Genomic DNA, 12,455 nt, shown 5'->3' on the forward strand with positions numbered 1-12,455 from the left:
CTATATGCGCCCGGCATAAGAGGATTTTGGACATGACCGGAACGACACGCTCGAGCGAAGGGCTGGATACGCGCAGGCGCAAGCTGCTGTTTCGTTCGTGGCATCGCGGCATGCGCGAGATGGACCTGATCCTCGGCAATTTCGCCGATGCCCATATCGACAGGCTGAACGACGAACAGCTCGACCTCTACGAGGCGCTGCTCGACATCACCGACAGGGACCTGCTGTCATGGATCGTCGGCGAGGTGCAGGTGCCCGAGGCCGTCGACCATGACGTCTACCGCCAGATCGTGGCATCGCGCAGCGCCTTCACAATCTGAGTCAAATCATGAGCTTGCTGAAACCAATCGGCCTGCCCAAGGGCCGCGCCGGACAGTTCATCGTCGATGGCGTGGCCGACGGTTACGAGGCTTTCGCGATTGCGGTGGCGGCTGCCGAGATGGCGCCCGACCGGCCGATGCTGTTTGTCGCGCGTGACGGCCAGCGGCTGCCGCAGATCGTCGAGGCGCTGGCATTCGTGGCACCTGATATACCGGTGCTCGAGCTGCCGGCCTGGGACTGCCTGCCATACGACCGCGTTTCGCCCGGCTCGGATGCGGCGGCGCGCCGGCTCGACGCGCTGGCGGCGATGATTGCGCTCCGGAAGGAGCCGCATCGCGCCATCGTGCTGACGACGGCCAACGCGCTGCTGCAACGGGTGCCGCCTTCGGCTGCCATCGAAGCGCAGGAATTCCGCGCCAAGCCGGGCAACCAGGTCGAGATGAACGGGCTGGTGGCGCGGCTCGAGCGGGCCGGCTTCGAGCGCGTGCCGACGGTGCGCGGCGTCGGCGAGTTCGCCGTGCGCGGCGGCATCCTCGACCTTTATGCCCCAGGTGCGGCAGACGCGCTGCGGCTCGACTTCTTTGGCGACACGCTGGAAACGATCCGGGCCTTCGACGTGGCCAGCCAGCGCACGACAGGCAGCCGCAACTCGTTGACGCTTCAGGCGATGAGCGAAGTGGCGCTGACGCCGGAGACGATCAGCAAGTTCCGCCGCAGCTATATCGAGGCCTTCGGCGCGCCGTCGCGCGACGATGCGCTCTACGCAGCGGTCAGCGAGGGCCGGCGATTTGCCGGCATGGAGCACTGGCTGCCGTTCTTCTATTCGCATCTTGAAACGATGTTCGACTATCTGCCCGATGCGCCCGTGGTGTTCGACCATCTGGCACGCGAGGCGCTGGGCGAGCGCCACGCCCTGATCCTCGACCACTACGATGCCCGCCGCAAGCAGGGCGAGGGCAAAGGCCTGAAGGACGCGGTGCCCTACAAGCCGGTGGCGCCGGAGCAGATGTACCTGTCGCCGGATGAGGTGGCTTCGGCGCTCGCCGACCAGGCCAATGCCGAACTGACCCCCTTCGACACGCCCTTTTCGAGCGGACGCAAGGTGCTGCATGCCGGCTCGCATGCAGGGCGCAGCTTTGCCGAGGAACGCGCCGACCCGAACGCCAATGTCTTCGACGTGGTGGCCAAGCACATCGCCGACCAACGGGCGGCAAAGCGGCGCGTCGTCGTTGCCGGCTGGACCGAAGGCTCGCTCGACCGGCTGACACAGATCCTCGACGAGCACGATCTCGGCAACCTCAAGCGCGTGGCAAACCTTGCCGAGATCGAGGCGCTGAAGGCCGGCGAAGCGGGCCTTGCCGTACTTCCGATCGAAGCGGGCTTCGAGGCGGGCGACCTGGTGTTCGTCGCCGAGCAGGACATCCTGGGCGACCGGCTGATCCGGCGTTCGAAGAAACGCAAGCGCGCCGCCGATTTCATCGCCGAAGCCTCGGCGCTGTCATCCGGTGACATCGTCGTACACGCCGACCACGGCATCGGCCGCTTCGTCGGGCTGAAGACCATCGAGGCATTGGGCGCGCCGCACGACTGCCTGGAAATCCACTATGCCTCGGACGGCCGGCTATTCCTGCCGGTCGAAAACATCGAGCTTCTGTCGCGCTATGGCTCGGACTCGGCCGAAGCCCAGCTCGACAAGCTCGGTGGCGGCGCATGGCAGTCGCGCAAGGCAAAGCTCAAGCGACGCCTGCTCGAAATGGCCGGGCAGCTGATCAAGCTCGCCGCCGAACGGCACATGCGCGAAGCGCCGGCGATGAACCCGCCCGACGGTATCTATGGCGAGTTCGCGGCGCGGTTCCCCTACGAGGAGACCGACGACCAGCAGAGCGCCATCGACGCGGTGATGGAAGACCTTGGCGCCGGCAAGCCGATGGACCGCCTGATCTGCGGCGACGTCGGCTTCGGCAAGACGGAAGTGGCGCTGCGCGCGGCCTTCATCGCTGCCATGGAGGGTTTCCAGGTGGCGGTGGTGGTGCCGACGACGCTTCTGTCGCGCCAGCACTTCAAGACGTTTTCGCAACGCTTCGCCGGCCTGCCGGTGAAGGTGCGCCAGGCGTCGCGGCTGGTCGGTACCAAGGAACTGGCCGAGACCAAGCAAGGCATCACCGAAGGCACGGTGGATATCGTCGTCGGCACGCATGCATTGCTCGGCTCGTCGATCTCGTTCAAGAATCTCGGCCTTCTGATCATCGACGAAGAGCAGCATTTCGGCGTCAAGCACAAGGAACGGCTGAAGGAACTGAAGAGCGACGTGCACGTGCTGACGCTGTCGGCGACGCCGATCCCGCGCACGCTGCAGTTGGCGCTGACCGGCGTGCGCGAGCTGTCGCTGATCGCGACACCGCCAGTCGACCGCATGGCGGTGCGCAGCTTCATCTCGCCCTACGATCCGCTTGTGATCCGCGAAACGCTGCTGCGCGAGCGCTATCGCGGCGGCCACAGCTTCTATGTCGTGCCGCGCATTGCAGACCTTGCGGAAGTGCATCAATTCCTTCAGGAATCGGTGCCGGAGCTGAAGGTCGCAGTGGCGCACGGCCAGATGGCGGCAGGCCAGCTCGACGATATCATGAACGCCTTCTACGACGGCCAGTACGACGTCTTGCTGTCGACGACGATCGTCGAATCCGGCCTCGACATCCCGACCGCCAACACGCTGATCGTGCACCGCGCCGACATGTTCGGCCTGGCACAGCTCTATCAGCTGCGCGGTCGTGTCGGCCGCTCCAAGGTGCGCGCCTATGCGCTGTTCACGCTGCCGGCCAACAGGACGCTGACCACCACTGCCGACCGGCGGCTCAAGGTGCTGCAGTCGCTCGACACGCTGGGGGCCGGCTTCCAACTCGCCAGCCACGATCTCGACATTCGCGGCGCCGGCAATCTGCTGGGTGAGGAACAGTCGGGCCACATCAAGGAAGTCGGCTTCGAGCTCTACCAGCAGATGCTCGAGGAGGCGGTGGCCGAGCTGCGCGGCAGCGGCGAAGCGATCGATACCGGCTGGTCGCCGCTGATCGCGGTCGGCACGGCGGTGATGATCCCGGAAGCCTATGTGCCCGACCTGCAACTGAGGCTTGCGCTCTACCGCCGTCTTGGCGACCTGGAGAACACCGAGGAGATCGACGGCTTCGGCGCCGAACTCATCGACCGCTTCGGGCCGTTGCCGGAAGAGGTCAAGCACCTGCTCAAGATCGTCTTCATCAAGGCGCTGTGCCGCAAGGCCAATGTCGAGAAGCTGGATGCCGGGCCGAAGGGCGTGGTGGTGCAGTTCCGCAAGCGCGAATTCGCCAACCCGGCCGGGCTGGTGCGCTATATCGCCGAGCAGGGTTCGCTGGCCAAGATCAGGCCCGACCACAGCGTGGTGTTCGCGCGCGACTGGCCAAACCCGGAGAAGAGGCTGGCCGGCTCGGCTGTGATCATGACGCAGCTGGCAAAGCTCGCCGAACAGGCGGCCTGAGGCGACTTGTGGGTAGATGGGAACCGGCATCGCCACGGCGCGATGCCGGAGCAGCCTCTGGATTGGCCGATCAGGTCTCGGTGAGGCCCAACGTCATGTCCCAGCGGTCCAATCCTGGCGCGAAGCCATCTGGCGTCACTTTCGTGACGGTGAAGCCGAACTTCTCATAAAAGCCGTGGGTGTGCTGGCTTGTATCCATGATCAGCTCGGCGATATCAGGGATAGCGCGCGCCAGCTCCAATCTGGCCAACGTCAGACTGGTTCCAAGTCCCTGTCCATGAGAGGCCCTGTCGACCATTCCCCACGCCAAACTGGCGCGCTTCCGTTCTGGTTCGACACCCAGCCCTCCACAGGCGATCACCGAGCCATTGCGAACAAGCACCAGATAAAGCCGGTCCTCGGTATTGATGCTTTTCAGAAACTGGCAAAAGTCTGCGCGCTCTTCTGGTGCAAAGAAGGTCGGCACGTTGCTGTCGAAGATCGCCAGGCAGGCGTGAAGATCGTCGGCTGCGTAGGGGCGGGATGCTATGTCTTTCATTGCCGAAATTGTCTCGAAGGATCGAGGTTACTTGCGTAGCCTAATTGCTGTTTCGGGCCAAGAGTGGCCAGAGCAGGCGAGGGATGTTGCGCACTCGGGCGTCGTCGCGAGTTCGCTGCAAGGCTCTGCCGTTCTAGTGTATGGCGCACCTCGTTGAGGTGGACGGCATGGATCCCCGGGTCTCCGCAGTTCGCTTCGCTCCTGCTCCGCCCGAGGATGACGAAGGCACGAAGGCTCGTGGCTAATCGTCAACGCCGGTGACTGGCAGCGGGCATCCGTTTCTTGAGCAGTGAATGGCAGAAAAGCTCCCGTTGCCGGGGCGATGACTGGCAGAAAGCGGCAGTTGCTTGTTCCTGCATTGCTCTGCGGTCTGCCGAGAGCTCCTATAGGCAGTTTGCAGAGAGAACCTTGCCGGGTGCCAGTTTCGAATCCCGACAGGCATCCTGAAGCTGCCAAGTGCCAACTTTGGCGATTAGCCGCGGGCCTCATGCCTTCGTCATCCTCGGGCGGAGCAGGAGCGTAGCGACGTCACGGAGACCCGGGGATCCATGCCGTGACGTGGATGAAGCCAATTAAGGCCCAATGCTGGCGCCCAACCGGCACTGGCGCCGACACCGCTCATCGTCGACATGAAAAAAAGCCCCGATCGCCGAAGCGAAAGGGGCTTTGGATGTCTCGCATAACCGTCGGGCGCAGTCGCCCGGCGAGTTCAGTTGAGGACGGGCTCGCCCGCTGCCTTTTCGGCTGCGACCTGGCGGATGGCGTCGGCGAGCGTTGCCGAATCCTGCGCGCCCATGACCGCATATTTGCCGTCGAGCAGGAAGCAGGGCACGCCCGTGATGCCCATGCGCGAGGCGGTGACGATCTCGTTGGTCACTTCGTCGCGGTCGGAATCGGTAGCCAGCAGCGCTTCGACCACGGCAGCGTCCATGCCTGCCTGGCGGGCGGCTTCGACGAGCACGGCGTGGTCGCCGACATTCTTGCCTTGTTCGAAATAGAGGCTGAACAGCGCGCGTGCGAGCTTGTCCTGGACGCCTTCGCCTGAAGCTGCGGCCCACCGGATGACGCGATGGGCGTCGAGCGTGTTGGGTGCAACGGTAATCGCATCGAAATCGAACGAGATGCCCTCGACCGCGCCAAGCGACACGAGGTTGGCATGGGCCTGCTTGAGCTTCGTCTCGTCATTGAACTTCGACAGCATGTAGGCCTTGCGTTCCTTGCCCTCGGGCGGAATCGTCGGGTCGAGCTGGAACGGACGCCAGCGGACCTCGGCTTCGATGTCGGGCAGGCTGGCAAGCGCGTTTTCGAGGCGCTTCATGCCGAGGAAGCACCACGGGCAGACCACGTCCGAGACGACGTCGATGGTGAGCTTGTTCTGTTCTGTCATGGAAAAGTCCTTGATTGACGCTGACTAGCCGCCCTGACTCCACCAGACCGGCAACTGATAGCCAAATATGGGTGTCTTTTCCGGATGTTTGAGTCTTTTGGCAAAAGCGATCCACTGTTCGGAGTTGTGCTGCATGGGCACCATGTAGCTGCCGGAGATCAGCAGGCGGTCGAGCGCACGCACGGCAGCGACAAAATCCTCTTTCTCGCGGGCCTTCAGCATGGCGTCGATCATGGCGTCGACCGCCGGGCTGGAGACGCCGGCAAGGTTGAACGATCCCTGCTTTTGCGCCGCGGACGAACCCCAGCGGCCGATCTGCTCGATACCCGGGGACAAAGTACCGGAGAAGCCGGTGACGCCGATCAGGGCGTCGAATTCGAATGCCTGCTTGCGCGACTGGATCTGGTCGGCCTCGAGCGCGCGGATGGTGACCGCGATGCCGAGCTTTTCCAGCGTGCGCTGGTAGATGGCTGCCAGCCGCTGCTCGGCTTCCGACGAGGTCAGGATCTCGAATGCGAAGGGCTTGCCTTCGCTGTCCTGCATCTTGCCGCCTTGCAGCGTGTAGCCGGCGCTCTTGAACAGGTCGAATGCGGCCTTCAGGATCTTTCGGTCCTGGCCAGAGCCGTCGGTGACCGGCGGACGCCAGGTGCCGTCCATGATTTCGGAGCGGACGGCATCGGGGAAGGGCGCCAGCAGCGCCTTTTCCTTGTCGCTGGCCGGCACGCCATAGGCCGAAAGCTCCGTGCCCTGCCAATAGCTGACCGTGCGCTCATACTTGCCGCTGAACAGGTTCCGGTTGGCCCATTCGAAGTCGTAGAGCATGCCGAGCGCCTGGCGCACGACCGGATTGGCGAACTTCGGCAGCCGGGTGTTGAACATGAAGCCGGTGACGACAGGCGGAAGCCCGCTCTTGAAGGTTTCGGCTACGATGTCGCCGTTCTTGTAGGCGGGGAAGTCGAAGCCGCGCTCGCGCTTGACGGGGTCAGCCTCGGTGAAGGTGTCGCAAAGACCCTTCTTGAAGGCTTCGAACTGGGCCGCGGCGTTGAGGAAATACTCGATGGTGATCTGGTCGTAATTGTCGAAGCCGCGCTTCGAGGGGATGCCACGGGCCCAATATTCGGGGTTGCGTTTGAACACGATGCGCTCGCCGGGCTTCACCTCGGCTACCGTATAGGGGCCGCTGCCGATGATCGGCTTGAGGGTGGTCTGGTCGAACGTTTCCTTTGAGAAGGCGTGCTTTGGCACGATTGGCGTCAATGCGACGATCAGCGGAAACTCGCGGTCTGCCTTGTCGTTGAAGGTGAAGCGGACGCTGCGGTCGCCGGTCTTTTCGATCTTCTCGATCTTGGACATGCGGTCGGAGTAGGGCGGGCGGCCCTTTTCGGTGAAGACTTCATAGGTGAAGATGACGTCGTCGGGCGTGATCTCCTTGCCATCCGACCATTTGGCGTCCGGGTCGAGGTTGAACTCGATCCACTTGCGCTCCGGGTCGATGTCGACCGACTTCGCGGTGAGGCCGTAGATGCTGAAGGCCTCGTCGGCACTGCGCTGCATCAGCGATTCGAAGACGAGGTTGCCGTAAATGACGTCGACCATGCCGCGCGCGGTGGTGCGCAGGCTCTTGATGATGAACGGGTTGAGGTTGTCGAAGCTGCCGATGACGCAATAGGTGATCTTGCCGCCCTTGGGCGCGTCGGGATTGGCGTAGGGAAAGCTGTTGAAGTCAGCCGGCAAAGCGGGCGTGCCGTGCATCGAGAGGCCGTGAACCGGCTCGGCAAGGGCCGCCTGCGGGCCGACAAAAGCGATGGCGGCGGTGGCGGCCAGCAGCGAAAGAGTGCGTCTCACGACGATTCTCCACGAATTCGGGGAAGCTTTGATGATTCGAAGGGTAGCGCAGGCGAATGCGGCCCGTCTATTGCCGCCTCTAGGCACAAGAAATGCGCGGAAACAGGCTGGATTCGCGGCTCGCGGCAGTGTAACACGCGCGGCGAAGTCATGCTGTTGCCTCATTTGCCCAACAGGTAGCGTCGACACACGGCTTGGGCCGGTTCCGGGATTGTTTGAGAGGAATTCATGAAGATGACGAGCCAGAAATTCGACGGTCTCCGTCTGTCGGCCTTGGCGGCTGGCGTTGCCGGTGTGCTGGCTTCGGGCCTGTCGCCTGCTGCCGCACAGCAGCAGCAGATCCCGCAGGGCTGGTTCAAGGCCTGTTCCAAGCAGGCTGACGTGGACATCTGCAACGTGCAGAACATCCTGACCGCCAGCAACGGCCAGCTGGTTACCGGCATCTCGATGATCGAGCTCAAGGGCAAGGTCAACCGCAAGGTCTTCCAGGTCACCGTTCCGAGCGGCCGCCTCGTGCCTCCCGGCATCGGCCTGCAGGTCGACGGCGGCAAGGCGCAGAAGCTCGAATACGTGATCTGCTTCCCCGACCGTTGCGTTGCTGAGACCGCACTTTCCGACCAGCTCGTGGCGTCCTTCAAGAAGGGCACCGAACTGACGCTGACTTCGGTCAACTTCCAGAACCAGCCGAACCCGATCAAGGTTTCGCTGTCGGGCTTCACCGGCGCCTTTGACGGCGAGCCGATGAAGCAGTCGGACCTTGAGGACCGCCAGAAGAAGCTCCAGGAATTCGTATCGAAGAACAACCAGGACTTCGCCAAGAAGCTCAAGGAAGAGCAGGACAAGGCCAAGACGGCCAACTGATCGATCTTCCGATCCGGATATGAAAAAAGCGGGGCCGATTGCCCCGCTTTTTTGTTTTAGATCAATGATTTGAATTCAGTGGCTGATGCGGGCCTTGGGGGCGTAGCGTCCGTCCGACGTCTTGTCGAAATATTCGCCGACCTGCGGGTGGCGGACGGGTTCGCCGGAACTGTCTTCGAGCAGGTTCTGCTCGGAGACATAGGCGACGTATTCAGTCTCGGCGTTTTCAGCCAGCAGATGATAGAAAGGCTGGTCGCGCCTGGGGCGCACGGCTGCGGGGATCGCGTCGTACCATTCCTCGGTATTGGCGAATTCGGGGTCGACATCGAAGATGACACCTCGGAACGGGAACACCCGGTGGCGCACCACCTGTCCGATCGAGAACTTTGCCGTCTTCATGCCGATCACCGTACGCTACGCAATGCCAGTCGAATCACTTTTGTTTTCAAACGCTTAGAGCCAAGTTCCTGCTGAGGGCACCGTGCTGTCGCGGAGAGTGTACCATCATTCATCCTTATTTGGCGCGGCAAGGCAGCCATTTCAATGGCATAGCGGCTTGACGGACGGCAAAGCCGCACGATACCGGCACGCTGACAATGCTCCGTTGCGTACCCTGACCGACAGGCAAGGGCGCGTGTTTTCCAGCCCTGCGAAGCGGGAACGTGCCCATGTCTGACGTGATCGGTCTGGTCCTGCCGTTCTTCGGCCTGATCTTCATGGGCTTCCTGGTGGCGCGGATCACGAGGCAGCCGCTCGAAGCGCTCGGCTGGATGACGACCTTCATCGTCTATGTCGCGCTGCCGGCGCTGTTTTTCCAGCTGCTTGCCAAGACGCCGTTCGAGCAGTTGACGGAATGGGGCTACATATCAGGCGCGGTGTTCTCGACCTTCGTCATCTTCGCGCTGATGTTTGCGGCGTCCTACATCAAGGGGCGGGGCGAGATCGCCGAATCGACGATCAAGGGGCTGGCCTCGGCCTACGGCAATATCGGCTATATGGGGCCAGGGCTTGCGTTGCTGGCCTTCGGCGAGGAGGCGGCGGTGCCGGTGGCGCTGATCTTCTGCTTCGAGAACATCATGCATTTCACCATTGCGCCGATGATGATGGCACTGGCCGGCGACGAGCCGCGCGCGCCGATGAGCGTGGCGCTGGACGTGGTCAAGAAGATCGCCTTCCACCCGTTCATCATCGCCACGGCGGTCGGGGTGCTTGCGGCCTATGTCGAGTTCCGGCCGCCGCTGCCGGTCGAGAGATTCCTCGAATATCTGTCGCGGGCGGCAGCCCCTTGCGCGCTGTTTGCGATGGGCGTGACGCTGGCGCTCCGGCCGCTCAAGCGGGTACCGCACGAGATGGTACCGATCGCTCTGCTCAAGCTGATCGTTCACCCGCTGCTGTGCTACGTCGTGCTGAGCTGGATCGGCAATTTCTCGCCGGTATGGCTGTTTTCGGCGGTGCTGCTGGCAGCCCTGCCGACTGCGACCAACGTCTTCGTCATCGCCCAGCAATATGGCGTGTGGGTCGAGCGGGCGTCGGCCAGCGTGCTGGTGACGACATGCGCTTCGGTGCTGACGGTCACCGGCCTGCTCTACATGATCCAGCACGGCATACTTCCGCCGGATCTTTTTCCTTAAAGACGCTATTCCGTCGAGATGTCGCGCGGGCGGCGCGGCGAACGCAGGCTGGATGCGATCGACGAAAAGCCGCTGCCCGGGCGAAGGCCCTCGCGCATGAAGAAGGCGCGCAGCGGCGAGAACCCGCCGAGAAAATTGAGCCCCGCGCTGCGGGCGAGCTGCGCCGGCAACATGTCCGACAGCAGCGACCTGTTGAGCAGGTTGACCGCGCTGGTGCGGGCAAGAATGTCGGGCCGGCGTGCCGAGTCGTAGGCGGCGAGCGCTGCCTGCGCGCCCGGGTCAGCGGCATGTTTCAACGCCATTTCAACAAGTTGGTCGACATCCCTGATGCCGAGATTGAGGCCCTGGGCGCCGATCGGCGGAAACACGTGCGCGGCCTCGCCGACGAGGGCGATGCGGTTCTGGGCAAAGCGCTGGGGCAACGAGGTCGAGAGCGGGTAGATCTGGCGGCCACCCTCGACGGTGACGCGGCCGAGCATCGATTGCATCTGGTGTTCGACACGCAGCGACAGTGCCGCGTCGTCGAGATCGGCGAACTGCTTTGCCGTCTCGGGCCGCAGCACCCAGACGAGGCTGGAGCGACGGCCGGGCAGCGGTACCTGGGTGAACGGACCGGTTTCGGTGTGGAATTCGGTCGAAGTGAAGGCATGGTCGCGGCTGTGGGTGAAGTTCAGCACCAGGGCTGCCTGCGGCAGCGTGCGGGCGGTTGCCGAAATGCCTGCCGCCTGGCGCGCCGGTGAGTTTCGTCCGTCTGCGGCGACCGCCAGCGGTGCAACCACCGTCGTGCCATCCGAAAGCGCTGCCGTGACCTGGTGCGGTTCGGTCGTCCAGTTCTCGACCAGGGCCCGGCGCCATTCGATGCCTGGATGTGCCTCGACCGACTGCTGCAGAACGGCATTGAGGACGCGGTTCTGGAAGTTGAAGCCGAAATGCTCTTCGTCGATCTCGCCGGCGCGGAACGTGACGATCGGGCTGCGGACCAGCCGCGAGGTGCCATCGATGATGCGCATGACCTTGAGCGGTGCGGCGTCCGCTTCCAGGGCATCGAGAACGCCGAGGCGGGTGAGGAACTTGAGCGCGGGGACCATCAGGGCCGTGGTACGTCCGTCGTCGGCGCGCGCCGGCGGTCCGGCAAGCACGACGCCGAAACCGGCTTCGGCAAAAGCGAGCGCCGATATCAGGCCAACCGGGCCGGTGCCAGCCACCAGAATGCGGGTTTTCGTGTCGACGCTCATCTGCCGCCGTCCATGCTTGCGAGGTGCCGAATGCGCACCTTCATCATTCCGGTATAAGGCAGGCACAAGCCATTGATCAACGCGGCGTTTCATCCCATTCGACCGGGCGCGCGGCTTTCCGTTGCGTCACTATGGCCTGATTATTGTTCATCTTTTCATGAAGTTGTGCCGAACTTCCCCGTGCACGCCATCAACTCTGCTTTCGGCTTGTCTGGGGAGCGGCGCTGCTATTAAGTGCCGGATGAAAGGGAGTTTGCCGATGCCAAGCAGGATTGCGCCATGAAGGAAGAATTCATGTCCTCCTGCCGCAGCAGTTCTCCCGCACATGCTTGTCTTGCGGCTTCGTTCATCCGGCCCATTTCTGCAAACTCGATTGGCGGCAACCGTGAAGCCTAAGAAAGTCACCTGGCCGCAAGCGCGCGCCTTTTCGGTACATCTGCTCACCGCATCGGGCTCTTTCCTGGCCTTCCTGTCGCTGGTCGCGGCAAGCGAGGAGCGCTGGACGGCGATGTTCTGGTGGCTGGGGCTGGCGCTGTTCGTCGACGGCATCGACGGGCCGATCGCGCGCAAGCTCGAGGTCAAGGAAATCCTGCCGACATGGTCGGGCGAATTGCTCGACAACATCATCGACTACGTGACCTACGTGCTCATTCCGGCCTTCGCGCTGTACCAGAGCGGCTTCATGGGCGAGGGCCTGTCGTTCCTGTCGGGCGCGATCATCGTCGTATCGAGCGCGATCTACTATGCCGACACAGGCATGAAGACGAAGGAGAACTTCTTCAAGGGCTTCCCCGTCGTCTGGAACATGGTGGTGTTCACCTTGTTCGTCATCGAACCGGGGCAGTGGGTCTCGTTCGCGGTCGTCGTCATCGCCGGAATCCTGACCTTCGTGCCGATGAACTTCCTGCATCCGGTGCGCGTCGTGCGGCTGAGGAACATCAACCTGCCGATCACCCTGATCTGGTGCGCCTTCGGGGCCATCGCCCTGGCGCAGGCGATGCATGCCAGCGACTGGGTCAAGATCGGCATTGCCGTCAGCGGCATCTACCTGTTCTTCATCGGCGGCGTGATGCAGTTCTTCCCCAACCTCGGCGCCAAGCCGGGTTTCGACAGCGAGAAGGACTGACGC

Annotated in this window: 10 protein-coding genes; 5 read left to right on the forward strand and 5 right to left on the reverse strand. The window is 63.1% G+C overall.

What is annotated here, in order from left to right; genetic code table 11:
* Positions 1-32 precede the first annotated feature (32 nt).
* Together GGQ99_RS05035 and mfd are read left to right on the forward strand one after the other, a co-directional pair.
* Positions 33-320, forward strand: coding sequence for an FAD assembly factor SdhE (locus tag GGQ99_RS05035; RefSeq protein ID WP_183261108.1), 288 nt, complete (start codon positions 33-35; stop codon positions 318-320).
* A gap of 8 nt (positions 321-328) precedes the next feature.
* Positions 329-3,829 carry a transcription-repair coupling factor gene (gene mfd, locus GGQ99_RS05040; protein WP_183261110.1) on the forward strand — a complete coding sequence of 1,167 codons (3,501 nt, stop codon included), beginning with the start codon at positions 329-331 and terminating at the stop codon, positions 3,827-3,829.
* Between the two features lie 70 nt (positions 3,830-3,899).
* On the opposite strand, the gene GGQ99_RS05045 is transcribed toward mfd, so the two are convergent.
* The 3 genes from GGQ99_RS05045 to GGQ99_RS05055 form a co-directional block, all read right to left on the reverse strand.
* The gene (locus tag GGQ99_RS05045) at positions 3,900-4,367 is read right to left on the reverse strand and encodes a GNAT family N-acetyltransferase (RefSeq protein ID WP_183261113.1); all 468 of its coding nucleotides are present in this window, start codon (positions 4,365-4,367) and stop codon (positions 3,900-3,902) included.
* Positions 4,368-5,076: 709 nt separating this feature from the next.
* Positions 5,077-5,754, reverse strand: coding sequence for a DsbA family oxidoreductase (locus GGQ99_RS05050; protein ID WP_183261114.1), 678 nt, complete (start codon positions 5,752-5,754; stop codon positions 5,077-5,079).
* A 24-nt stretch (positions 5,755-5,778) separates the two neighbouring features.
* On the reverse strand, positions 5,779-7,506 hold the full coding sequence (locus GGQ99_RS05055; RefSeq protein WP_183262358.1) for an extracellular solute-binding protein: 1,728 nt from the start codon (positions 7,504-7,506) through the stop codon (positions 5,779-5,781).
* Between the two features lie 327 nt (positions 7,507-7,833).
* Between GGQ99_RS05055 and GGQ99_RS05060 the strand changes: the two genes are divergently transcribed.
* Positions 7,834-8,460, forward strand: coding sequence for an invasion associated locus B family protein (locus GGQ99_RS05060; protein WP_108609895.1), 627 nt, complete (start codon positions 7,834-7,836; stop codon positions 8,458-8,460).
* A 75-nt stretch (positions 8,461-8,535) separates the two neighbouring features.
* On the opposite strand, the gene hspQ is transcribed toward GGQ99_RS05060, so the two are convergent.
* Positions 8,536-8,859 (reverse strand): heat shock protein HspQ, encoded by a 324-nt coding sequence (hspQ, locus tag GGQ99_RS05065; RefSeq protein ID WP_055977660.1) that lies wholly within the window; start codon positions 8,857-8,859, stop codon positions 8,536-8,538.
* Positions 8,860-9,128: 269 nt separating this feature from the next.
* On the opposite strand from hspQ, the gene GGQ99_RS05070 reads away from it, so the two are divergent.
* Complete coding sequence (locus GGQ99_RS05070; protein WP_183261116.1) at positions 9,129-10,091, forward strand: AEC family transporter; 963 nt, start codon at positions 9,129-9,131, stop codon at positions 10,089-10,091.
* Between the two features lie 5 nt (positions 10,092-10,096).
* Here the strand turns inward: GGQ99_RS05070 and GGQ99_RS05075 are convergent, their stop codons facing one another.
* Entirely contained in the window at positions 10,097-11,326 is a 1,230-nt protein-coding gene (locus GGQ99_RS05075; RefSeq protein WP_183261118.1) for a UbiH/UbiF family hydroxylase, read from the reverse strand.
* A gap of 385 nt (positions 11,327-11,711) precedes the next feature.
* Here GGQ99_RS05075 and pcsA point away from each other — a divergent pair, with 385 nt between their 5' ends.
* Positions 11,712-12,452 (forward strand): phosphatidylcholine synthase, encoded by a 741-nt coding sequence (pcsA, locus tag GGQ99_RS05080; protein ID WP_183261120.1) that lies wholly within the window; start codon positions 11,712-11,714, stop codon positions 12,450-12,452.
* Positions 12,453-12,455 lie beyond the last annotated feature (3 nt).

Origin of the sequence: Aminobacter niigataensis (assembly GCF_014200015.1) — a bacterium.
GTDB lineage: Bacteria > Pseudomonadota > Alphaproteobacteria > Rhizobiales > Rhizobiaceae > Aminobacter > Aminobacter niigataensis.